This window comes from Desulfoscipio geothermicus DSM 3669, assembly GCF_900115975.1.
Classification (GTDB): Bacteria; Bacillota; Desulfotomaculia; order Desulfotomaculales; family Desulfallaceae; genus Desulfoscipio; species Desulfoscipio geothermicus.
Genome location: NZ_FOYM01000017.1, coordinates 1 through 23,458, shown reverse-complemented (window position 1 = coordinate 23,458; position 23,458 = coordinate 1). Strand labels below are relative to the sequence as shown.

General features: G+C 45.9%; 25 protein-coding genes, 1 pseudogene and 2 riboswitches. Of the genes and pseudogenes, 9 read left to right on the top strand and 17 right to left on the bottom strand.

Features of this window, described 5'->3' with window-relative positions; all coding sequences use genetic code 11:
• Positions 1 to 188: 188 nt before the first annotated feature.
• Positions 189 to 318: riboswitch (molybdenum cofactor riboswitch) on the top strand.
• 51 nt (positions 319 to 369) lie between these two features.
• A riboswitch (molybdenum cofactor riboswitch) is annotated at positions 370 to 488 on the top strand.
• Between the two features lie 101 nt (positions 489 to 589).
• The 6 genes from BM299_RS11090 (at position 590) to BM299_RS11065 (ending at position 5,717) form a co-directional block, all read left to right on the top strand.
• Positions 590 to 1,357 (top strand): Rossmann-like domain-containing protein, encoded by a 768-nt coding sequence (locus tag BM299_RS11090; protein WP_092484015.1) that lies wholly within the window; start codon positions 590 to 592, stop codon positions 1,355 to 1,357.
• Between the two features lie 21 nt (positions 1,358 to 1,378).
• Positions 1,379 to 2,176 (top strand): molybdate ABC transporter substrate-binding protein, encoded by a 798-nt coding sequence (gene modA / locus BM299_RS11085; RefSeq protein WP_092484012.1) that lies wholly within the window; start codon positions 1,379 to 1,381, stop codon positions 2,174 to 2,176.
• A gap of 26 nt (positions 2,177 to 2,202) precedes the next feature.
• Complete coding sequence (locus tag BM299_RS11080; protein ID WP_245779739.1) at positions 2,203 to 3,018, top strand: ABC transporter permease; 816 nt, start codon at positions 2,203 to 2,205, stop codon at positions 3,016 to 3,018.
• Between the two features lie 15 nt (positions 3,019 to 3,033).
• Complete coding sequence (locus tag BM299_RS11075; protein WP_092484009.1) at positions 3,034 to 4,068, top strand: ABC transporter ATP-binding protein; 1,035 nt, start codon at positions 3,034 to 3,036, stop codon at positions 4,066 to 4,068.
• Between the two features lie 123 nt (positions 4,069 to 4,191).
• The gene (gene rarD / locus BM299_RS11070) at positions 4,192 to 5,151 is read left to right on the top strand and encodes an EamA family transporter RarD (protein ID WP_114340125.1); all 960 of its coding nucleotides are present in this window, start codon (positions 4,192 to 4,194) and stop codon (positions 5,149 to 5,151) included.
• A 2-nt stretch (positions 5,152 to 5,153) separates the two neighbouring features.
• Positions 5,154 to 5,717, top strand: a complete 564-nt coding sequence (locus tag BM299_RS11065; RefSeq protein ID WP_092484003.1) for a CBO0543 family protein — start codon at positions 5,154 to 5,156, stop codon at positions 5,715 to 5,717.
• Here BM299_RS11065 and BM299_RS11060 read toward each other — a convergent pair.
• Positions 5,697 to 5,906, bottom strand: a pseudogene (locus BM299_RS11060) (hypothetical protein); the annotation flags it as partial. The gene BM299_RS11065 and the pseudogene BM299_RS11060 overlap by 21 nt on opposite strands.
• Between BM299_RS11060 and BM299_RS11055 the strand changes: the two are divergent.
• The 3 genes from BM299_RS11055 (at position 5,893) to BM299_RS11045 (ending at position 8,302) form a co-directional block, all read left to right on the top strand.
• Complete coding sequence (locus tag BM299_RS11055) at positions 5,893 to 6,336, top strand: hypothetical protein (protein WP_092484000.1); 444 nt, start codon at positions 5,893 to 5,895, stop codon at positions 6,334 to 6,336. The pseudogene BM299_RS11060 and the gene BM299_RS11055 sit on opposite strands and share 14 nt — an antisense overlap.
• Before the next feature lie 67 nt (positions 6,337 to 6,403).
• Positions 6,404 to 6,958, top strand: coding sequence for a Uma2 family endonuclease (locus BM299_RS11050; protein WP_245779738.1), 555 nt, complete (start codon positions 6,404 to 6,406; stop codon positions 6,956 to 6,958).
• A 669-nt stretch (positions 6,959 to 7,627) separates the two neighbouring features.
• On the top strand, positions 7,628 to 8,302 hold the full coding sequence (locus tag BM299_RS11045) for a hypothetical protein (protein WP_092483994.1): 675 nt from the start codon (positions 7,628 to 7,630) through the stop codon (positions 8,300 to 8,302).
• A 225-nt stretch (positions 8,303 to 8,527) separates the two neighbouring features.
• Here BM299_RS11045 and BM299_RS19980 read toward each other — a convergent pair whose 3' ends face one another.
• The 16 genes from BM299_RS19980 to BM299_RS10970 form a co-directional block, all read right to left on the bottom strand.
• Entirely contained in the window at positions 8,528 to 8,641 is a 114-nt protein-coding gene (locus BM299_RS19980) for an alanine racemase (RefSeq protein ID WP_092483991.1), read from the bottom strand.
• Positions 8,642 to 8,741: 100 nt separating this feature from the next.
• The gene (locus BM299_RS19830) at positions 8,742 to 8,894 is read right to left on the bottom strand and encodes a hypothetical protein (RefSeq protein WP_281246370.1); all 153 of its coding nucleotides are present in this window, start codon (positions 8,892 to 8,894) and stop codon (positions 8,742 to 8,744) included.
• A 65-nt stretch (positions 8,895 to 8,959) separates the two neighbouring features.
• A complete protein-coding gene (gene ald / locus BM299_RS11035; protein ID WP_092483988.1) occupies positions 8,960 to 10,093 on the bottom strand; it encodes an alanine dehydrogenase in 1,134 nt (377 codons plus the stop codon).
• 139 nt (positions 10,094 to 10,232) lie between these two features.
• Positions 10,233 to 11,375 (bottom strand): alanine racemase, encoded by a 1,143-nt coding sequence (gene alr, locus BM299_RS11030; protein ID WP_092483985.1) that lies wholly within the window; start codon positions 11,373 to 11,375, stop codon positions 10,233 to 10,235.
• Between the two features lie 186 nt (positions 11,376 to 11,561).
• Positions 11,562 to 12,101 carry a helix-turn-helix domain-containing protein gene (locus tag BM299_RS11025; protein WP_092483982.1) on the bottom strand — a complete coding sequence of 180 codons (540 nt, stop codon included), beginning with the start codon at positions 12,099 to 12,101 and terminating at the stop codon, positions 11,562 to 11,564.
• 91 nt (positions 12,102 to 12,192) lie between these two features.
• On the bottom strand, positions 12,193 to 12,957 hold the full coding sequence (locus BM299_RS11020; RefSeq protein ID WP_092483979.1) for an ATP-binding cassette domain-containing protein: 765 nt from the start codon (positions 12,955 to 12,957) through the stop codon (positions 12,193 to 12,195).
• Complete coding sequence (locus BM299_RS11015; protein ID WP_092483976.1) at positions 12,957 to 13,916, bottom strand: ABC transporter ATP-binding protein; 960 nt, start codon at positions 13,914 to 13,916, stop codon at positions 12,957 to 12,959. The genes BM299_RS11020 and BM299_RS11015 overlap by 1 nt, the downstream gene beginning before the upstream one ends.
• A gap of 12 nt (positions 13,917 to 13,928) precedes the next feature.
• Positions 13,929 to 14,804: an ABC transporter permease gene (locus BM299_RS11010; protein ID WP_092484167.1), complete on the bottom strand. Its 876-nt coding sequence runs from the start codon at positions 14,802 to 14,804 to the stop codon at positions 13,929 to 13,931.
• 19 nt (positions 14,805 to 14,823) lie between these two features.
• Positions 14,824 to 15,828 (bottom strand): ABC transporter permease, encoded by a 1,005-nt coding sequence (locus BM299_RS11005; RefSeq protein ID WP_092483973.1) that lies wholly within the window; start codon positions 15,826 to 15,828, stop codon positions 14,824 to 14,826.
• 18 nt (positions 15,829 to 15,846) lie between these two features.
• Positions 15,847 to 17,424 (bottom strand): ABC transporter substrate-binding protein, encoded by a 1,578-nt coding sequence (locus BM299_RS11000; protein WP_092483970.1) that lies wholly within the window; start codon positions 17,422 to 17,424, stop codon positions 15,847 to 15,849.
• A gap of 45 nt (positions 17,425 to 17,469) precedes the next feature.
• Complete coding sequence (locus tag BM299_RS10995; protein ID WP_092483968.1) at positions 17,470 to 18,462, bottom strand: dipeptidase; 993 nt, start codon at positions 18,460 to 18,462, stop codon at positions 17,470 to 17,472.
• 346 nt (positions 18,463 to 18,808) lie between these two features.
• Positions 18,809 to 20,056, bottom strand: a complete 1,248-nt coding sequence (locus tag BM299_RS10990; protein WP_092483965.1) for a (Fe-S)-binding protein — start codon at positions 20,054 to 20,056, stop codon at positions 18,809 to 18,811.
• A 2-nt stretch (positions 20,057 to 20,058) separates the two neighbouring features.
• Positions 20,059 to 21,435, bottom strand: coding sequence for an FAD-binding oxidoreductase (locus BM299_RS10985; protein WP_092483962.1), 1,377 nt, complete (start codon positions 21,433 to 21,435; stop codon positions 20,059 to 20,061).
• Positions 21,436 to 21,496: 61 nt separating this feature from the next.
• A complete protein-coding gene (locus BM299_RS10980; RefSeq protein ID WP_092483959.1) occupies positions 21,497 to 22,186 on the bottom strand; it encodes a hypothetical protein in 690 nt (229 codons plus the stop codon).
• Positions 22,155 to 22,433 carry a hypothetical protein gene (locus BM299_RS10975; protein ID WP_245779736.1) on the bottom strand — a complete coding sequence of 93 codons (279 nt, stop codon included), beginning with the start codon at positions 22,431 to 22,433 and terminating at the stop codon, positions 22,155 to 22,157. Before BM299_RS10975 ends, BM299_RS10980 begins: the two co-directional genes overlap by 32 nt.
• Positions 22,434 to 22,590: 157 nt before the next feature.
• Complete coding sequence (locus BM299_RS10970; RefSeq protein WP_114340123.1) at positions 22,591 to 23,187, bottom strand: SPASM domain-containing protein; 597 nt, start codon at positions 23,185 to 23,187, stop codon at positions 22,591 to 22,593.
• Positions 23,188 to 23,458 lie beyond the last annotated feature (271 nt).

The following is a 23,458-nucleotide window of genomic DNA, read 5'->3' as shown; positions in this document are numbered from 1 at the left end:
CCCTTATATTCCAGAATGTTTTGAATGCTTCAGGACCTGCCAAGCAAACCGCTATCCTTTGTAATTTGTACGCGTCTTCAATTTCATTTGCATGCGGACCTAACAAATACGGCAAATGAAAATCGAAAGGGGTTGATGTGCAGGAACTTAAGACTTAATGGCGAATTATATAAAAAATTGCCGACAAATAATAATATTTCCTCCGAGTCCTTTAACCTAAGGCGCTCAAGATATATTGGCTATGGTTTTTGGACCGGTAGGGTGCAGGGGGAAACGCCTGTGCCTCCCGATGCGGAAAGGAGGTGGTACGGTTGATTTATGGCCGGTTACTGCTTTTTTTTGCGCAGAGCCGGCTTTTTCAAATTACAATTTAATTTCATGCTCCGATTCATGGGGCCTAAGTCTTTAGAGATATGGTCCGTGAACGACAGGGTGTACGGGGAAACCGGTGCGCCTCCCGGTTGGAAAGGAGCCTACTTTTGCTTATGCAGGGCAGTTTTTGATGTGCTTTACCAACCGGAGTCTTGTTCTCCGGTTTTTTTTATTTTACTTTAAAAAATAATTAATTTACAAAGGAGGTATTAATTTGATGAACGGTAATGACAAGCATTTCCGTAGTATCCGGCTTGATGAACTGACCTACGACAGATTACAGGAAAAACTGCGACAAATATCGGAAGAATACGGACTTCTGGAGCGGGAGGTACATATTGTATCAGCGCGCACCCTGTCGCCCGAAGAATCCATCGGCAATCCCGAACGGCAGGATTTTCCCCTGGTAAAAGGCCGGGAAGTAATGATCGAAGCCCGTTTCCTGGACGGTGTGGGCCAGGCCTTTACCGACATGCCGGGCAAGTTCAGCGGCACTGTCCGGGAAGTGCTGGAACTTGGCCTGTCCGACAATTTTGAGCGCGCCATATTTATTGCCACTATCAACGCCGTGTTGAAGCACTTGAAGTGGATTGACCGCACCGTTCACTGCAAAAACGAAGAACCCGAAGAATGCGCACGTAACCTGGTGAAATACGTTGAAAAGATATCCACCTGCCCCCGCATCGCTTTCATCGGCTTGCAGCCCGCCATGGTAGATAACCTGGCCCGGCATTTTCCCATCAGGGTCACCGATTTAGACCCCGAAAACGTCGGCCGGTACAAGTACGGCGTGCTGGTCGAGCACGTCGATAACACGGAGGAAGTGCTAAATTGGAGTAATATCGTTTTTGCTACCGGCAGCACCCTGGTAAACAATACTTACAAATCCATCCTTAAAGAAAAGCCCGTGGTTTTTTACGGGGTGACCGTTGCTGGAATAGCGTATTTTACAGGCTGCCAGAAATACTGCCACTGCGGACATTAATTAGAAAGGAGTATTATTTCCATGCTGGTTAAACGGCTCTCAATATTTATTATTGCAGTGATGATGATTATTGCCCTGACCGGCTGCGGCAGCAGCACATCAAGCCAGGATGACAATAAAGCAGTCAAAACGGAAACTAGATCCCTGCAGGTGTACAGCGGCGCCGGCCTGCGCAAGCCCATGGACGAAATTGGTAAACTATTCACAGAAAAATTCGGCGTCAAAGTACATTATTCCTATGCAGGATCGGCGCAAAACCTTAGCCAAATTGAGCTCAGCGGCAAGGGAGATGTGTATGTGCCCGGGTCTTTATATTACTACGATTTAGCTAAAGAAAAAGGTTTGGTTGATGAAAAAAAAGATGTGGCCTATCATATACCCGTAATCGGCGTGCCCCGGGGTAACCCCGCCAATATAAAAAGTCTGGCAGACCTGGGCAAAAAAGATGTCCGGGTGGTTTTAGCTGATGAAAAATCTGCGGCCATCGGCAAACTGGCTCAAAAACTGCTGGAAGAAAACAATCTGAAAGAATCCGTGGCCCGTAACACGGTAGCAAAAGCCGCGACCGTTAATGAACTGGTGGTTTACCTGAGCATGAAACAGGCAGACGCGTCCATAATCTGGGAAGACAATGCCCTGGCGGCTGAAGAAATAGAGGTTATTGAAATTCCCAAAGAAAAAAATATGATTAAAACTATCCCTGTTTGCGTAATTAAAAACTCTCAACAAATGGAGTTGGCCAGGCAATTCGTTGATTTTACGGCTTCCGCTGCAGGAAAAGAGATTTTTCAGAAACATGGTTTTAAGCCGGTGGAATAGTCAGTTGAAAAGGGCGTGTAACTATAGTGAAAAACAAAAATAGTATCAATATATTATTTAACGCCTTTATCGCTTTATGTATTGCAATACTGACCGGATTTATCATCCTGGCTATTTCCATGGTATTGACCAGGGGATTGCCGAATCTTTTAACGAGTCTGTTGATTGAAGAGATCCGGTTTGCCATAAAGCTGAGCTTTTACACCTCGATAATCTCTACTTTAATGTGCATAGTTTTTTCCGTCCCTGTCGCCTACGGTATGGTTCGTTTGCCATTTCCGGGCAAAAAACTGGTCAATACAATATTGGAAGTCCCCATGGCTTTGCCGCCAATAGTATCCGGCGTGGCATTGCTGATTCTGTTCGGGAACTCCGATTTCGGACGTTTTTTGATCAATGCCGGTCTAAATTTTGTGTTTACCGTTCAAGGGATTATCCTGGCTCAATTTTTTGTCAATGTGCCTTATATGCTGCGGGTACTCAAGGCGGTAATTGAAAATATCGATCCGCGCATTGAATTTGTCGCCCGAACCCTGGGTTGCAACCGAATCCAAGCCATTTGCCAGGTTACACTCCCCCTGGCCAAGAACGGTATTTTAGCCGGGGTGGTGATCACGTGGGCCAGGGCGCTGGGGGAATTCGGCGCAGCCCTTATGCTGGCGGGCGCCACCCGTTTAAAAACGGAAACCCTCCCTGTTTCATTGTTTTTAAACATGTCCACCGGTGATCTCGAACTGGCCATGGCGGCGGCAACAATCCTCATACTGATCTCAGTAATTTCTCTATTTATATTTCAATATTTGGGGGGAAACCAGCTGGAGCACTCACGGTTGGGTAGTTAAGGGGGATATTGAAAGTTGCTCAGATTGGAACATGTCACCGTAAAATTGGGAGAATTTCAGCTGTTAGATATCAACCTGGAAGTACAGGAAGGAGAATATTTTATCATACTCGGCCCCACCGGTACCGGGAAAACAGTAATTCTGGAAACGATCGCGGGAATGTATCGACCGGATAAGGGCACCATCCGGTTTAAAGAACGCAACCTGGCGACCCTTGCCCCGGAACAACGAAAAGTAGGCTTTGTTTATCAGGACTACGCGCTTTTTCCACATCTAACGGTAAAAGAAAATATCATTTTTGGCGCCCAAATACGCAAACTCCCGAAAAAGATAATCAAAAGTAAATTAGATGAATTGGTTGCCATGCTAGGTATCGGTCACTTGCTGAACCGGCACCCTTCCACCCTAAGCGGAGGCGAGCAGCAGAGAACGGCGCTGGCCAGAGCTTTGATCATTTCTCCGGAAATACTTTTACTGGACGAACCTTTGAGCGCCCTGGACCCCCGTTCCAAGGAAAATTTCCAGGAGGAACTGAAAAAAATTCATCAAACCCTGAAAACAACCACCTTGCACGTAACCCATGACTTTAATGAAGCAATGTACCTGGCAGATAAAATTGGAGTCATGCACCAGGGTCAAATTATTCAGGTGGGAACGCCGCAGGAAATTTTTTACAAACCACAGAACGATTTCGTAGCCAGCTTTGTGGGAATAGAAAATATTTTTGAAGGGCAAGTAAACGACGACAAGGTTTCTTTAGCCCCGGACGTAGACATATTTGTAAATACCGGCAAGCAAGGAAAAGTAAAGGTGGCTGTCCCCCCCGAAGATATTGCCTTATCCAAGGAACCTTTTGATTTGTGCTATCACTACCAGTTTAACGGGAAAGTATTAAATATCAGCAACCAGGGCGCGCTATCCAAAATAACCATTGACATCGGGATCCCTCTGGTATGTTTTGCCACCACCCGGTTTGTCAAAGAAACGGCAATCACTGTAGGTGACAATTTATGGGCCGGTTTTAACAGTTCTTCCACACACGTGATTTAATTGAAAACCCGGCGCACATACAGAGCCGGGTTTCTCCATTGTTTTATACCGCCCTGCTGCTATTGCATTTTATAATGATTGGGCCTACAATTATTTTGTTCGTTAATTTTCACGATCGGGGCAATGGCTATGAAGCTTGAACAAACAAATGAACAGGTTACAGGAATTGTATCTGCCGTAGGCGCATACGTGCTTTGGGGGATTTTACCGGTCTACTGGAAGTTTGTCCACAATGTTCCGTCCCAGGAAATCCTGGCGCACCGCATTGTATGGTCTTTTTTCTTTATGGTATTTGTTTTACTTGTAACAGCAAAGCTAAGGGCGTTTATCAGTGAGCTATTTGAAATCATTGTTCAACCGAAAAAGCTCCTGGGTATTATGATGGCTGCCGCGCTGGTCAGTGTAAACTGGTTTACTTACATCTGGGCGGTAAATAATAATCATGTTATTGAATCAAGCCTGGGGTATTACATTAATCCGCTGATAAGTGTGCTGCTGGGAATTATTGTATTAAAAGAAAAACTCTCACTCTGGCAAATAGTATCCTTTTTCCTGGCCACGATCGGTGTGTTAAACATGACATTGCGTTTTGGATCTGTTCCCTGGGTGGCATTAATATTAGCCATAAGCTTTGGTTTATATGGCCTAATTAAAAAAGTGGTCAACGCCGGGGCCATAACCGGACTTACACTGGAAACCCTGTTCATTTCCCCGTTTGCATTAATATTTTTAAGATATGTACATAATAACGGGAATGGAGCCTTTGGTTTAGATTCTCCAATAACCTCGTCGCTTTTAATAGGGGCCGGTGTTATCACAGCAGTTCCGCTGCTCTTGTTTGCCGGCGGCGCAAAGCGTCTTCCGTTATCGGTGATTGGATTTTTACAGTATATTGCCCCGACTCTGATGCTGATTTTAGGCGTTTTTATCTATCATGAACCGTTTACCGGCGTTCATCTTTCATCCTTTGTTTTTATCTGGACTGCGTTAATTATATTTTCACTGGCCAAAACTAAATCTTTTATCAGGCTTGAATCCATGCTCTTCAAAAAAATAACTTTGGAGGATAAAAAAACGGCATAATTATGAAACAACTCCCCTCTTCTTTTGTAAAAGAACATGAACTACAAAAAAATGCCGATGTAGCTCTTAGAGAAACCTGGTTGAACGACATACTATTCACCTGGCAATGGTGGATTTTGGTAGCCCTGGTTGTTATACCATGGTTAGCCTGGTGGAAAGTTGTGGATCGCCGCAGAATATTTGAAATTATCACCTACGGACTTATGGTTATGACGTTATCAACGTTGTTTGACGCAATAGGTGTGGAGTTCGATTTGTGGGAATATCATTATCAGTTCGTCCCACTGCTGGATGTATTTATCGCATATGACATTTCAGTAATACCGGTAGTATATATGCTTGTTTATCAGTATTTCAGCTCCTGGAGATTATTTATTTTTTCTAATATTTTTATATCCGGCCTATTTGCCTTTGCTTCGGAGCCGCTGTTAAAGTGGTTGGGCTATTATCAGTTATTGGAGTGGAATTATTATTATTCTTTTCCAATATATTTTGCCATGGCGGTCCTTTTGAAATGGCTTATGCAGATTTTAAAAAGACAAGCCTCAATTAATGAAGTGTATTGATGTTACCGAACTAATCCGGTGCCACCACCAGGGCGACGATGCCCAGTCCGGGGTGGTAATGGGTTTGATATCGAAGTTTTTCACCAGAACATCCAGCACGTTTGGAGTTATAAAGGCCGGCAGGCTCGGGCCCAAACGGATGCCCTTGATGCCCAGGTGCAGGAGGGTGAGCAGGATGGCCACCGCCTTAAGCCCCACTGCATGCAACAAGCCTTGGGCTGCCTATATTCTAAATATTCTTAAACAGGATATCAGCCTTGATTACGCCCGACTGAAAAAAAGAGATTCTCCCCTGGGTCCCATAGAGGTGCGTACCGGGCTTTCTTTTTACCCCGGGGGACAGTTCAAGACCCTGGAACCGGCCCGGCCCACTCCGGTGCAAACTCCGTTGGGTACGTTATATGCTTATAATTGCCAGGCCCCAGGTTTAAACGGGGATGCCAATTCCCTTTGCTTTTCCGCAGCAGGAACCTTGATATCTCTGATGACTTCCACCGACGAAATTGAATTGACCGGGAAGAACGGGGAAAAATACCTGTTCAGGCCGGGTCTTAAAACGGTTCTACAGGTTGGTTGCTCCGGCTGCTCCAGTTGCACGGGTTGCGGTGAAAGACTATAAATTTTTGGACTGCCTATTTGACACTTGGAAAAAAAAGACGGTATAATATCGTCAGGGGTGAATTAAAATGACCGTGGTCAACCCGCATATTAAATTCACTTACGAGGACTACTGCCTGATGCCGGAAGACCGGCGTTACGAGCTGATCGGGGGGGAGTTCTTCATGGTTCCGTCGCCCAGTGTCATTCACCAAAGAGTGGCCGCCAACCTGGAGGCCATTTTGCGCCAGTTTGTAATAGAAAAAGATTGCGGGGAAGTTCTCTATGCCCCGCTGGATGTGGTATTATCTCCCCAGGATGTGGTACAGCCTGATATCATGTTCATTTCCAGGGAGCGTTCTCACATCGTTACTGACATCAATATCCAGGGCGCTCCGGACCTGGTGGTGGAAATCCTCTCTCCCTCTACGGCGGAAAGGGATCGAACCATTAAAAAGAAGCTTTACACTCGGCACGGGGTTAAGGAACTGTGGCTGGTTAATACGGGGGCACAGGTTGTGGAAGTGTACTCCCTGGAAGAAGGTGAAGAAAAACTCCCCCTCCTGTATGCCCGCTCCGAGCGCCGGCGGCTGGTTTCACCCCTTTTAACCGGTTTGTCAGTAAATCTAAATGAAGTTTTTTAAAAACAATTCCCGGATCGTTCCGGGAATTTTGAGTTGTTGGTATCGGCTACCCGCATTACCGTCGCCGGGTAATAGCCTTTTATTTATTTGTCGGCCTCGATCTAGTAAAAGCCTCATCTAAAGTGTTCAATCTTGCTTCGAATATTGGGTCATTGATTGTTTTCCTAATTGAGGCAAAAGTGATATTCTCCCACTTTAACTTATCCATCTGGTTTTGGGTGCGAAGTGCATCGTTATCTTTTTATGTGTCATGGTTGGTTCACCTCAGTTTTTCAAGCAGGATTTTCATCACGTTGTGATAAAGTATTATGCAAGTTAATTAAGGATTTAAGTCCGGTTTGACGCCTCTTCAGGCGCTGCATTACCCCCTACCGGGCGGACATGGTTCAGTTCCCGTAAAAGCCGGTCAGTCGTTTTTCCGGTCAGGCTTTATATTCTTCATTTCCACCAGGTCGGCGGCCACTTCATAAAAGGGGATAAATCCCGGTTCAACGTTCCGGTACAGGGGTATATCTATGCTATTCAAACCGTGCTTGTTTTCTTTCAGTAGTTTTTCACCTCCGTCATTAGCTGTGCCAAAAAATTAGTTATTTATACCGGGTAAAATCTGGACAAGTTTGTGTTCACATTGTGATATGTGATTTTACAAATAAATGGGGAGTGTTTCAATTGGTTAAGAAAAAGAGTAAACCGGAAAAAATCATCACTCCGTCCGGGCACGAGGTAGACAGGGACCTGGCCAGGGTGCCCATTAAGGTATCCCCTTCGCTGCAAGCCCTGATGGCCAACCAGATGGAGTTAATTGAAATGGCCGAGGGTAAAGTATCGCGCAACCTGGTGTTTGTTGAACAGCATAAGCTCGAGATGCTGCAGTTGGAGGAGGAGATAGCGGGCGCTTTCTCCGGCTACTTGAGGAAAAAAGAAAAAGCCAGGGAAAAGCGGCTGAAAAAACAAGCCCTGGATAAAGCTAATCATGAGCCCGTCCATGTTGCGGATGAACCGGCGCCTGTCACAGAGACAGAGCCCGCAGTTTACTCCGGCGGTGATCAGTGGCCCGCCCGGGGTGAACGTGCTGCACAAATCGAAGATGATTCGGCCTTACCGGATGTCCCTTTTGACCTGATACATACTGACATAGAGAGTTCAAGCCCCTCACCTGCCGGCCTGCCTTCATCCAGGTACGAAACACGCCGGACTGTAAATGAGCCAAAAAAAGAGGAAACCGATGTGCGCAGGATTGCGCTGGGGGCTTCAATCAAAGCATTGCAGGCCTTTCTGGGACGGGAACTCACTGAAGAGGAAATGCAGTCGCTCGAAGCGCAAGTTGAGTCCTACCTGGGCTAAATTATTTGTGCAGCTCCGTCATCAAGCGGTCTGGTGCGGATGAGAATTAACGAAGTGGTGGATATTTACCTCCGTTTAAACGACTATATTTAAGTACCCGGCATCTACATGTCGCCGGGTACTTAAATGTTTCTGATCAAGGAAACCGTGACAAACAGCGAAAAGGGTTATGCCAATTAATCAGCATTACGGCAGTCACAGATATATGCGAAAAAGCAAAAATGATTAGCTTATAAATATATTACCCCGATACATAATAGCGGGGGCCCCGTTTTCCATCGCCACCCGAGCCACTTGCCCGGCGCCGTGCCCGTAAGCGTTGGCTTTTACCACCGCCATCAATTCGGCATCCGGCCTGGTGATATCTTTAGTTGCCTGATATTGTGCGCTATTGCAGCAAGGTTAATTTCCGACCATACCGGGATATTATTCGCCATAATTAAACCTCCTTCAAAACTATACTGCAGTTGTATGATATGAGTAAAGGTTCTTTTACTTTGATAATCATTTCAGCACCGGCAAATGCATCCTCTCTGGAAACCATTGCGGCACCGGCAACCCGGTAGGCTTCGTCGGTGAACCGCTTACAGATTATTACCGAACAAAATGAAAAAACCCCTCATCATGAGAGGCTTTTGATAATAGGTGTTTTCCGGTTTAATGTAAAAAAGGATTACCTGTAATTTTCTCCAGCGGAGTATATTCCAGGTTTAGGGCTTCAGCGACAGCTTTATAGGTAACTTTGCCGTCTATTACGTTAACTCCACGGGCCAGGGCCTTGTCCTCCCGAATAGCCGTCATATAACCTTTATTAGCCAGGGCAATGGCATAGGGCAGGGTTACGTTGGTCAGGGCAAAGGTAGAAGTCCTGGCCACGGCACCGGGCATGTTGGCCACACTATAATGCACCACACCATGCTTAACAAAAGTAGGTTCGGCGTGGGTTGTAACCCGGTTTACCGTTTCTACGCAACCACCCTGGTCAATGGCTACGTCTACGATAACCGAACCGGGGCTCATGGCCTTTACCATTTCCTCGGTGACTATCTTGGGGGCTTTTGCTCCCGGTATCAATACGGCACCGATGACCACGTCAGCTTGAGAAACGGCGTCTTTAACGTTATAACTGTTGGACATGAGGGTCTTTAAGCGGGCTCCGAAGATATCATTGAGATAACGCAGACGATTAGGATTATTATCCAGAATTGTTACCTCTGCACCCATGCCGACAGCGATCTTAGCGGCGTTGGTACCCACTACACCGCCACCCACAATGGTTACCTTGGCCGGCAGTACACCGGGCACCCCACCCATGAGAATACCTTTCCCACCGTGCGGTTTTTCCAGGACTTGAGCGGCAATTTGAATGGACATCCTGCCGGCCACTTCACTCATCGGGGTCAGAAGGGGCAAAGAACCGTCTTCCAGCTGGATAGTCTCGTAGGCAATACCAATGACTTTTTTGTTTAAAAGGGCCCGTGTCAGCTCCGGTTCGGGGGCCAGGTGCAAATAGGTAAATAATAACTGACATTCCTTAAACAATTCATATTCAGGTGGGAGTGGCTCTTTAACCTTCATAATCATGTCCGCAGCATCGAATACTTCCTTTGGCCCCGGCAATATTTGCGCTCCGGCCGCCACGTATTGTTCATCAGAAATACCGCTGCCCACACCGGCATTTGTTTCAATCACCACATTATGCCCGGTCCTTACCATGGCTTCAACACCGGCAGGCGTAATAGCTACACGGTTTTCATTATTCTTAATCTCCTTGGGCACCCCGATAATCATTGAAAAAACCTCCTTAAAATTAGGGTCTATTTTATGAGTTAAGTCTGTTCCGGTGCCAAACTAATGTTTGCTGAAATATTCCCTGGTAACCTTGAAGATAACCGGGTTAATTTTTAAAATAGGCTACAATAACAATTTATTACCCCGATACATAATAGCGGGGCACCCGGGCGCTAACCATGCAGAGCACCTCGTAGGCAATGGTACCGATTTTACCTGCAATTTCGTCAGCGCTTACCATATCATCGCCCTGCCGACCCATTAGAACCACCTCTTCCCCCGGTTCAACGTCGGAGAGATGCCCCACATCTACCATAAACTGATCCATACAGACCCTTCCAATCACCGGCGCCCGTCTGCCGCGCAGCAGCACCTCTCCCCGAGAGGAAAGCAACCGGCTGTAACCGTCGGCGTAACCCGCCGGGATGGTGGCCACCAATGTATCCTTGGGCGTTATATGGGTAACCCCGTAGCTGATCCCAGTACCGGCCGGCACTCGTTTGACATGCGCCACTCTGGCTTTTACTGCCATAGCTGGTTTCAGGGATACGCGTTCCGTCAGTACCTCGTTCGATGGGTACACCCCGTAGATGGCGATTCCGGCCCGAACCAGATCCAGGTGGGTTTCGGGCAGGTCAATCAGGGCTGCACTGTTGGCGGCGTGCCTGTATAAAAATGCCAGGCCTTCCCGCGAAAGGGCCTCGAGAAGTTCATTGAATTTCCGCCACTGCTTTATAGTATAACTCTTATCCCGGCTGTCCGCAGCGGCAAAGTGGGTATAGATACCTTCCACCTCAAGGTGGGGCAATTTGGCTATTGCGGTAATCTCCCGTACGGCCTCCTTTACTGCCTCCTTATCTATACAAAAACCGAGGCGACCCATGCCGGTATCCACCTTGATATGTACCACAGCCTTTTTACCGGCCCGGGCAGCTGTTGCGGAAAGTTCCCGGGCTGCCGCAAGGCTGTAAACCGTTTGAGCCAGGTCGTTGGCCAGCAGGGATGGGTAATCCTCCGGTACGGTGTAACCCAGAATTAGCAACGGGGCGTCAATACCCGCCCGGCGCAGTGCCTCTCCCTCGCTCACCCGGGCTACGCCCAGGCGGGTGGCCCCGTTTTCCATCGCCACCCGAGCCACTTGCCCGGCGCCGTGCCCGTAAGCGTTGGCTTTTACCACCGCCATCAATTCGGCATCCGGCCTGGTGATATTCTTTAGTTGCCTGATATTGTGCGCTATTGCAGCAAGGTTAATTTCCGACCATACCGGGGTATTATTCGCCATAATTAAACCTCCTTCATAACTATACTGCAGTTGTATGATATGAATACCGGTTAAAATATTCTATATTAAGTATTTTGTAATGCCTGTTCCAGCGGAGGTATAAAGAAGGCCATGCGCCTCAGTCACCGCACGGTGTTATTTAGTTAGTTTGATATTTTTTTTGATCTTTATTAATGCAGCCATGTTTTAAAACGTAGGGGGGGTGATGGCCCATATGGAACGTGATAACATAGAACCACAGTTTTCAAATCGATGGGGAATCGAGCTTTTAAAGCAAATACTATCTCCTTCTTTTAGATGATAGGTTTCACCAGCTAAATGAACACACAATTCCCCAGCAATAACAAATCCACACTCTTCACCTTCATGAGAGATTAAATCATTGTCCACTTTTTCACCCGGCTCTATTTCCACTAAAAGAAACTCAATGTCACCTTGAAGGTTTGGTGAAAGTAGTTGATACTTTATTTTAGAATTTGGTAACTGAATAATCTTTCGCTCATTGGAACGCACTACTACTTTAGAGTATTCTGATTCAAAAAAGGTGTGGATCGGTACATTAAGACCCTGACACAACTTCCAGAAAGTTCCTAAAGTCGGATCGACAAGCCCCCTTTCAATCTGAGATATTAAACTGGCGCTTACCCCCGATAAATTGGCAAAATTTTGAATGGTTAATCCCATTCTTTTTCGCAACTCTCTTAATTTTTCACCCTTTAACCTCATTGACACATTACCCCCAGATAATGACAGGCCGTCTGATGATCATCACCTGATGGTTTAAGATATGGTTTTTTAACTTTACAACGATAGTCTGCTAATTTTTTTGCATCCCCGGAATCGAAGAGAGTAATTTTTTTGTATATGGATGTTTGGGAGATTCAAATATATCTTTTGTTGTTCCAATTTCTACTATATTGCCTTTATATAAAACTCCCACCCGATTACACATATATCGGATAACAGACATGTTATGGGATATAAAAAGATATGTTAATCCCTTCTCTTGTTGCAGGTCTTTTAACAGGTTCAATACTTGAGCTTGTACCGAAACATCAAGGGCAGAAGTAGGCTCATCTAACAATATAAATTCCGGGTCGGTAATCAAAGCTCTGGCAATTGCGATCCTTTGCCTCTGGCCCCCGGAAAATTCATGGGGATTACGATCTAAATGTTCTTCCTGCAAACCTACCCTTTTCATCAAATTCACCAGATTTTCTTCCTTGCTTTTATACTTCTTTATACTTGATGGCAGGATAAACAGAGGCTCAGTTATAATTTTTCTGACTGTCATTCTTGGGTCAAGAGAGGATTGGGGATCCTGAAACACAATTTGCATTTTGCCATGCTCTTTACGGTTGTATTTACCCCTTTCCCATAATGATTGGTTTTGAAACTTAATTTTCCCATCCGCCGGAGCATGAATACCAATAATCATATTAGCAATCGTTGTTTTCCCGGACCCCGACTCTCCCACAAGTCCAAAAGTTTCTCCTTTTTTTAATTTAAAAGAAACATTATTCACAGCCTGAAAATTACCAAATACTTTACTGATATTTTGAATTTGCAATAAAGTCTCCACTAACGGCTCACCTCCCAGCAGTGAACCATTTGTGTTTCAGACAATGACAGTTGGGGTGGTGCTTTTATAAAGCACTCATCTTTACTGAGCGGACAGCGCGAACTAAAAATACATCCGGGCAGGTGTTGTTTTAAATCAGGTACTTCCCCTTCTATCTCTTGTAGTCTTTCTCCCGGATTAACCTGATCAGGTAATGCGCGCAATAACAAGTTCGTGTATGGATGTTTTGGGTTATCCAATATTTCTTTCGTTGTACCTTTTTCTAAAATTTTACCCGCATACATTACACATACATTATCGCTTACTTCTCTAACAACCCCAAGGTCGTGAGTAATTAAAATAACCGCTATATTGTATTTTTGTGTTAACTCCTTCATTAAAGTTAATATTTCTGCCTGAATGGTTACATCAAGAGCAGTGGTCGGCTCATCTGCAATTAATAATTCAGGAGGGGCCGACATGGCCAAAGCAATAACAATTCTTTGCCTCATTCCCCCTGATAATTCATGTGGGTATTTTTGGGCAATGAGTTCCGGTTCTTCAAAATGTACATCCTTTAACATCTCCAACATAATTGGATGAGATTCTTTTTTCGTTAACTTGTGGTGACGCTTGATGACGTTAGTCAACTGATCCCCAATTCTCATGGTTGGATGTAAAGCTGTCATAGGTTCCTGAAAGACCATACCTATTCGTTTGCCCCTATATTTTTGAATCTCTTTGGTTGATAGCTTTGTTAAATCCGTACCATCAAACACAATGTTACCCTGTTCAATTTTTGCATTCTTATCCAGAAGCCCTAATATTGATAACGCGGTTACTGATTTTCCGGACCCCGACTCTCCTACTATGGCCAAAATTTCTCCCCTGTCGACCGATAGGGACACCCGGTCCAATACGTGAACTGATCCTTGAAAAGTTTGAAAAGATACCGATAATTGCTTAATATCCAGTAACATGTTCCCCTACCCCTATCTTGCCGATTTTGGATCCAGAATATCTCTTAACCCGTCTCCGAGAAGATTAAACCCTACAACGGCCAAAAAAATCGCCAAGCCCGGGAAAGTAGGATACCACCATTGATCGATCATATGCTTAAAACCTGTGCTTATCATCGTACCCCACTCTGGTTGCGGTGGTTGTGCCCCGAGACCTAAGAAACCCAAAGTAGCTACAAGCAAGATTACATCCCCCAAGTCAAGGGTAGTCTGAATAATTACCGGCGTAATAGTATTCGGAATAATATGCCTGATAATAATATACCAATCAGGCAAACCAAACGTTTTCGCCGCTTTAACGTACAACCGTTCTCGAACGGACAATGCTTCACTGCGGGCCAGCCGCACGTAAACGGGAATTTTTACCACAGCGATTGCCAGCATTGCGTTAATCAGGTTTGGTCCAAGAGTTGCCGCTAAAGTCATAGCAAGTACCAGGGTTGGGAAAGACAAAATGATATCCATAATTCTCATAATAATCTGATCCACTGTACCACCCCAATAGCCGGAAACAGCACCGATGGAGGAACCAATGAGCCCTGCAATAACGACTGCAGTAATTCCCACTCCCAGAGATAATCTTGCTCCATAAATAACCCTCGTTAAAATATCGCGTCCTACTTCATCAGTACCAAACGGATGTTTAACAGACGGGGCTTCCAACCGGTCCAAAATATTTATTTTTACAGGGTCACTGGGGGCTATACAAGGAGCAAAAATCGCAATAACGGTAAGGGCTGTAACCAGTAAAATTCCCACCAGCGTCATGGGGTTTTTCTGAAGTTTATACCATAACAATGATTTTCTTTGGACGGAAACAGGTTCAAAAACTGGTTTTTCAACTTGCATCTCCATTATTTGTCCCCCCCTATTCCCTAACCTGTGGATCCAATACCATGTAAAGAAGGTCTACGATCAGATTAATTATGACATATCCAATTGCAATAATTAGCGTAAATCCCATAATAGATGGGAAGTCAAGAAAAGCAATGGAATCTACCACGTATTTCCCCATTCCGGGCCATGCAAATATAGTTTCCGTTACAACAGCCCCACCCAAAAGTGATCCAAATGACAGACCTACAACAGTTACCGTTGGTTTCAGAGCATTCCGCAACCCATAAAAAATAATGAGATACCATTCCTCAATCCCGTTGGCCCGGGCTGTCCGGATATATTCCTGATTCAGCACCTCAAGCATGCTGGCCCGCACTTGTCTTGTAATCGTAGCCAGTTGTACATAAGATAAAGTAATTGCCGGTAAAATGAGATGCCATAGACTATCTTTAAAGATTTTCCAATTTCCCGTAAGCAAACTATCTATTGTATAAAGACCTGTAATTGTTCTGTTTATTTCTAACCCGATGGACAGGCGACCGGACGCAGGTAGCCAGCCCAGCTGAGCATAAAAGATGATAATGGCAACAATTCCACTCCAAAATACAGGAATCGAAACCCCTCCGATGGAAAACACTCTTCCTATATGATCCAAGATGGTATTTTGTTTCACTGCGCTGATAACCCCTAAAGGAATTCCTATAAGAAGAGCAATTATAAAGGCATATAAAGCCAGTTCCAACGTTGCAGGAAAAAATGCAGCCAAATCAGAAATGACGGGTTGCTGTGTTCGAATTGACGTTCCCAAATCTCCGGATAAAAGCCCCCTTATGTAAAGGAGGTACTGGGCCCAGACCGGCTGGTCCAGGCCCAAGTCTTCCCGTACTTTCTGCAGGGTCTCTTCGGAGGCCCTTTGTCCCACCATCATCCTGGCCGGATCACCGGGAATAACGTGAGACATCACGAACGTAATCAGCGTGACCCCAAACAGAACCAAAACCAATAGGGAAAGTCTTTTAACAATAATCCGCTTCAATGTTATACCATCCTTTTTTTACTTGGACATTTCTGCCAAGTTATAAATCCCTTCTAACATCGGGTTGTATACAAACCCTTTTATTTTACTACTCATTGGTAAAATGAAGTCTTTCTGGTAAAGGTAAATATATGGCGCTTCCTCTACCACTATTTTCTGTGCTTCTTTATAAAGCTTTTCACGCTCTGCCTGGTCATTGATGCTCGCTGCCTGACGAATCAACCGATCCACTTCACTATTTACATAAAAAGCCCGGTTACCAGCAAGACCATGGTTTTCAGAATCAAACCAATAGTTCATAAACATGTACGGATCGCCGAAGTCCGGACTCCAGACCCCCATGGCCAAATCAAATTCACCCTTATCCAACATTTCTCTCATCGTTGCATAAGCAACCTTGTTTAATTTTACATCCACGCCAACTTCAGCTAAATTTGCCTGGGCAATTATCGCTTCCTGCTCCCAGTTTGGAAATCTGTCAGCATAAAGAAGGGTTAATTCCAAATTGTTTACTCCTGCTTCTTGCAACAGACTCTTGGCTTTGGCCGGATCGTAGTTATATTGATGCAGGGATTCATCGTGTCCCCATAATCCTTTAGGTACCGGTCCTTTCATCTGGGTGGCAAATCCTTGCATAACCTGATCGGTCATCGCCGAATAATCAACAGCATAACTTAATGCTTGGCGTACCTTTGGATTTTTAAGGGCAGCATTACCTTTGGTGGAATTAACATAAATATAATCCACAAATAAGCTTGGCTCCTGAATAATGGTAATGTTTTCTTTTCCTTTTAGCTCAACTATTTGATCTACCGGAATACCCTCTGCAATATCAATTTCACCTTTCTCCAGTTGCAATCTTGCTCCTGAAACATCTGCAACTAACTTAAAGTATATATTTTTGAAAGAAGGTTGCACTGTTACATGTGGGTTTACGGTTAGTTTAATATATTGCCCTTTCTTCCACTCCGCCAATTGATAAGGTCCGCTGCCCGCTGTATGGCTGGATAAATAGTTTTGAGCCTTATCACCGTTTTCTTCTTTTTCCATAACCTTGGGATTTACAATTCCTCCATAGTTGGCTGCCAATGTTGAAATAAAGGGAGGAAAAGGATTCTTTAAGGTAAATTTTACTGTATAGGGATCTATTACCTTAACTTCTTCGATTACTCCGTAAGTTTCGGATGGCCCCTTTTCAAGGGCTGATATGCGATCAAAGGTAAATTTTACTGCATCAGCGTTCACTTCTGATCCATCAGCAAATTTATGACCTTCTTCCAGGTAAAATGTCCAGGTCAAACCATCTTCACTAACTTCCCACTCTTTAGCCAACCCGGGTATCACTTTTGTGGAAGAACCATCGTACTCTACCAATCTTTCATAGGTTGGGTACGTAATTTTCCATGCCAAGTTATCCATGGAAACCCCGGGATCTAACGTTCCCATATCTGCACTTATGGCGACAATTAATGTTTCCGAGTCATTTTTCAACTGCATTTCCCCGGCTTTTTCTGTTGCAGAATTATTGTTACCACAAGCAACAAGGCTTAAAACCAAAAACATGGAGAATATTAGAAATATAAACTTTTTGTACATAAATCTACCTCCTATCTCAATGAATTGTTTACTAACCAGGAATGCTTATGACCATATTTGTTTTACCAATCTTAGAAAATTTCCGCTTGCCATTGTCTCTATCTCTTCCTTTAAATACCCCCTTTTTTGAAGATGTTTTAGCAACTTGGGAACACAAATAGCTGACTCAAGTCCAACTGTTTTTCTGTCCTCCAGATCATGCTTAAACGTTTCCAAATAATCAACAAAATCAAATCCGAAAGCAACATGCTCAATGCCGATAAGATTTGCTATGTAATCTATATGATCTATAAACCTTTCTAAACTGGGGTTAGCCGGGTCAACAAATTCCGGAATGGCATTTATACCTATTAATCCACCACGTGCTCCTATTATTTTTATCTGTTCATCAGTAAGATTTCTTGGATGGTCACAAAGTGCCCTGGCATTAGAATGACTACAGATGACGGGTTTCGATGTTTCTTGTATAACATCCCAAAAAGAAGTCTGATCGAGATGTGATAAATCAATAATGTATTTTTCTTTTTCCAGCCTTTTTATTACTTTTTTACCAAAGGAACTTAGTCCTAAAGGCGAAGCCTGTTTTGCTCCTGTACCGGAAGAAATCTTGTTAATTTCATTCCAACACAGAATGGCATGTCTAATATATAAAGAGTTTAAAAAAGCAATTATTTGATTAATACGTTCTTCCTCGTCCAGGCCGGCTACCGGCCATTGTTCCATAAATCGCAACCCTTCCAATCCTAAAATGATGGATATCTTCCCGTCCTGCCGGTCTGTTAAATCGTTTATATCTTTTATCAAACGGAACCGGCTGCTCTCTTGAAGATCTGCCTGAAATGCACCTAACAACTGAATAAATCTTTCAAATGCACTGTTTTGTTTTTCTCCTTCAACCCATAAAACCATGATTAAGCAGGTAATTCCTGCAGCCTTTAATCGCTTATAATGATATCTATCCAGAACTTGATTCTCACCTTTTTCTCTAAAAGAGACGATATGAGTAATAATGTCGGAATGAATATCTATTACTTGCATAACATACCTCTTTATCCAGACTTAAGAAATTCTATATTTTTAAAAATCTAATAGATAATTTAATATATTGAATCACCGATTAATAAAAAAACCTTTCTGAAAAGAGTATTAACACTTCAAAAGGTATCCCATGCCGGACACTTTTTTCTTGGATATCATCGTTATGCATTATATTGTAAAGAAATAATAATTTACTTAATATATTAAAATACATGGAAATAAAAAAAGCCTTTTGACGTCTACTGTTCAAAAGGCCCCTGCGCCCAGCATATTTTCCCGCCGTTGGGATAATATTTACTTGTATTTATATTGCATTTTAATACATTCCAAGGAAAAAGGCAAGACTTTACGTTAAAATATTCAATAACTCCACCGTGTGTACAACCCTGGCGGGGAGCGATGCATCTTTTATAGCGTGCTCCAGGTGCAGCATGCAAGCTGGGCATCCTGTGGCGATAATATCAGGCTGCATTACTTCCAGCGCCCTAATTTTGGGCTTCACAACCTCCCGGGAAAGGCGATAGTGCTCAAGGTTGAATGAACCCGCCGATCCGCAGCATCGCCCGGCATCCGCCGGCAGTTCCACAAACCGAGGTCCGGACACCATCTTTAACAGCGCGCGTGGGTACTCCTTGCCGCCGGGTGTCCTTTTCAGGTGGCAGGGGTCGTGGTAGGTAACGATACCCGCATCCTTGGTCGCCGGGGGCAGTTTAATATCCAGTACCTCCACCAGGAACCGCGAGATATCCATAACCTTTTCTTCCGCCCGGGCGAATGTACCGCCATCGTCGAAAAGCCTTGGGTACTCAAGCAATGTCCCCAGGCAGCTGGCGCAGTCAACAACAATGTAGTCCGGTTCACTCTGCGTAAAGCCGGCGATGTTGCGCCGGGCCAGTTCCCCCGCGGTATCGTAATCGCCGGCGGCCAGGGCGGGCAAACCGCAGCATCCCTGCTCCGGGATGGTCACTTCCACCCCGTTGCCGGTCAGTAAGTTTAAGACGCTGCGGCCGGTCCGGTGAAAAACGTAATTGGTCATACACCCTGTAAAGTAAGCCACCCTGAGCGTGCTTTTTTTCCCCCGGTTAACCCGGGGTACCAGCTTGCGAAACTCCCCGGCAGCGAGGCGGGGCAGCAGGGATTCCTTTACCGTCAGGCCGCCGGGCAACAGATTCAGTACCTTGCCGGCTCTAACCAGCCTCTGTATGCCGGACCGCTGGTAAAAACAGACCAACCTTGCCGCTGCGCTAAGCCGGCCGTCATTTTTCAGCAATTGCTGGAACACCGTCCGCTTTATCACGGGCAATCCCCTGGCCGCGACAAGATCCCGGCGGGCCTCGCGGACAAGGTGGTCCACCCGCACCTGGTTGGGACAATTGTCGCCGCAGTTGCCGCAGAGCAGGCAGGTGGAAAAGACCTCGGCCAGCTTGTCATTCCATTCCAAACGACCCTCGATAAGATGCTCCAACAGTTCTACCTTGCCCCTGGCCACCAGCGGCTCAACCCCCGTGGCCAGGTAAAGCGGGCAGTGGGCCTGGCAGGAGCCGCAACGGCTGCATCGATTTATCATTTGTTCCTGTGTTTCATTCAGTTTCATAATCACACCTGAAAGATTTTACCCGGGTTTAGCACGTTTCTTGGGTCCACAGCTTTTTTAATAGCCTTCATGTACTCAATGCCCCCGGCCCCGGCTTCCCACTCCAGATAAGGTTTCTTAAGCAAACCGACCCCGTGTTCACCGGACAGGGTGCCGCCCAGGTCCAGCGCCGCCCGGAAAATTTCCTGCACCGCCTTTTCAGCCTTCTCCATTTCAACCGGATCCCTTTTGTCCACCAGGATGTTGGGGTGCAGATTGCCGTCCCCGGCGTGGCCGAACACGGGTAGGTGCAGGCCGTACTTCTCGCCGATTGATTTCAGCCTTTCCACCATCTCGGGGATTTTGCTCCTGGGCACGGTGGCGTCTTCAGAAATCTTGGTGGGCTTAATCTGCACAATGGCCGTGGATACGGCCCTCCTGGCCTTCCACAACCGCTCCCGCTCGGCGGCATCGGTGGCTGTCTGCAGTGCCCGGCAGCTGTTTTGCCGGCATGCGTCCTCGACCAGTTTCATCTCTTCCGCCACCTGTGCCGGCAAGCCGTCCACCTCGATAAGCAATATGGCGCCGGCGTCCATCGGCAGGCCCAGCCTGAGGTAATTTTCCACGCACCGGATGGTGATCCGGTCCATCAGTTCCAACGTTGCCGGGATAATGCCGCGCCGGATCATGGCAGTAACGGTGCTGGCCGCATCCTCCACCCTGTTATACACGGCCAACGCCGTTTGTACGGCCCGGGGCTTCGGCACCAGGCGAAGAGTTATCCTGGTGATGATGCCCAGGGTACCCTCGCTGCCGGTCAACAACCCGGTAAGGTCGTACCCGGTGACGTTTTTCACCGTCCTGCCCCCGGTATTAATAATCTCGCCGGTGGGGGTAACCACTTCCAACCCCAGCACGTAGTCCCTGGTGACACCGTATTTGAACGCCCTGGGACCGCCGGCGTTTTCGGCCACGTTTCCCCCGATGGTACATGTCTGCAGGCTGGAAGGGTCCGGCGGGTAAAACAGGCCTTCCTTTTCCACCGCCCGGTGCAGGCGGCCGGTGACAACCCCCGGTTCCACCACGGCCAGCAGGTCATCCCGGCTTATCTCCAGGATCCTGTTCATCCGGGAAAGCACCATCGCCAAACCCTGCTCCGCAGGCACCGAACCTCCGCTGAGGCCTGTTCCCGCCCCCCGGGGAAAGATGGGAAAACCCTTTTCATTGGCCAGCCTGACAATCTCGGCAACCTCCCGGGCGTTACCGGGCAAAACAACCAATGCCGGGATGCCGCGCCGGGCGGTACCGTCATAGGAGTAGCATATTCTCTCCTCGGGGGATTCCAGGACATACTCAGATCCGACAACGCTTTTTATTTTTTTTACCGTATCTTTATCCATGCCGGTTTTCTCCATCCGTCGCTAAATATTCACATCTTAATGTAAAATACTCGGCCAACACCTAAAATTCCTTGTTGAACAATCTCTCCAACCTTTCCCGGGGAACGTCGAAACACAAGTTGCCCGGCCCGATTTTCTCGTGCCGGAAAAAATCAGGCAGGTCGTTGGCGGTTGACGGTATTCCCGCCCGCCTGTTAAACTCCGTTTCGTCCGCTATTAACTGTTCCGCCATCCCAACCAGGTCGTCAAAGCTTAAGCTGCGACCGTATTTTGCGCCCAACAACCCGGCGACAACATGCATATTCTCCGGCGTTTCTCCCGTTGCGGACGTAACCACACCGGCTACTTCCCTGATTATTTCCAGCAGCTCCCTTTCCGCGGCGGTTTCGCCCTTTACCGTGTTATGCGGACAATAGGGCGGCGCGAAAAAGAGCACCACCACGGGCCGGGTATCCAGGCTGAGTTTTCTTACCTCTTCCACCACCCGCAGGCACACGACCCTGGTATCGGTCCCACGGGACAGCAAGTCATCCACCAGTGACTTGATGCGCACGTCCAACTGGCCGCCCAGGCGTTCCCTTACCTCGTTGTAAAGTTCCTCGTAAGTTATAACCCTGGGCTCCCATTCCAGGGGCTTGAATACCAGCCCCGCTTTGCCGCAATAATCGGTGTACTGCCGGTTCAGGTATTGTATTACATTGGAGAAGGCTGTTTCTGCCTTACCCTTTAATAAATTGACAACCTGGTCCATCTTTTTCCTTTAATTTGTGTATATATTCCCTGTACAAAGCCTCGGCATACTTTTCTCTGGCTGAACCGGGTATATAATTGCCGGCAGCGGCCCTTTGCAGCAGTTCGTTCTTAGCTTTCTCTTCAGAAAGCAGCTCCATCAAGCTCACCTCGGCCATAATAAGGTCCAACCCCAGTATGCCCACCGTGCCGGTATCCAATTTAATATTATATACTCTCGGTGCGCTGGGGTCACAGCATTTAGCCAACCTCATAGCCCCCCCTCTCAAATAATATTCATATAAAAATGAATTTATATATTGTGTCAAAAAAATAACACATAATAACTTGCTTATATAATAATTATCTATCACCTTTCATGTCAACAGCTTTTTTATTAAATATCTGTTAGCTTTTAAATAACTTTTACGGGCAGAGAACCAACTGTCTGGACCAGAGACACTCGGCGCAGGACGGGCTGTTGCCCCAGCAATCACCGTCATTGTTATCCACATAAGAGCAGCCGTCCAGGAACTTGCAATCGGTACAGGATGGAAAATGGAAATTATTAACGGCCAGCCGAAAGTTAATGTAAATAGGTTCTGTCCATATTTGGTCCAGTTTTTTTTCAGTTACATTACCCAGGTAAAAAGGATACATTTCCTTAATACGGCCATATATATAGCAGTTGTACGAATGCATCAGTGCATAACAGGGCGAAACAAAACCCATGTGGTTGACGACCATTGCCTTGTCCTCGACGAATTTAATTTTATTAAGTATATTTTCCATAGCCTTGGCCCATCTGAGCACCATCGGCATACTTTCCGTTTCTTTAAAGGATTCGGTGAACAGAAGGGCTCTCTCAATATTTACGCGAGGAGGCCTGGACCTGAAGTTGGCCAGCAATTTGTTTACCCTTTTTCTTTGGTTTCTCCCCTCTTCCGTGGTCAATTCCTCGGTAAGTTGTCCCTTGATTATTCTCTCTTCTTGTGGTGTAAGCACTTTCACCGCTGCTTGCACTTATTACCCCTCCTTTTTATTTATTTAATGCTTCGGAATGTTTTAATAAAAAACAAAAGCCCAGTATGCCAATTCTTGACATACTGGGCCTGTTACCTATTTTAAGGACACCAAGTTTAAAGCTCGTTGTCAGTAGGTTACCCAGATATTAATCAATATCAGATTTTATATAAAATATTAATAATTCAACTTTCGCACTAGAAAAATGCCCTCAAACCCTTGGTAAATCTGAAATCTAACAACAAAAACACCCCTCAATCTGGTAAAATAG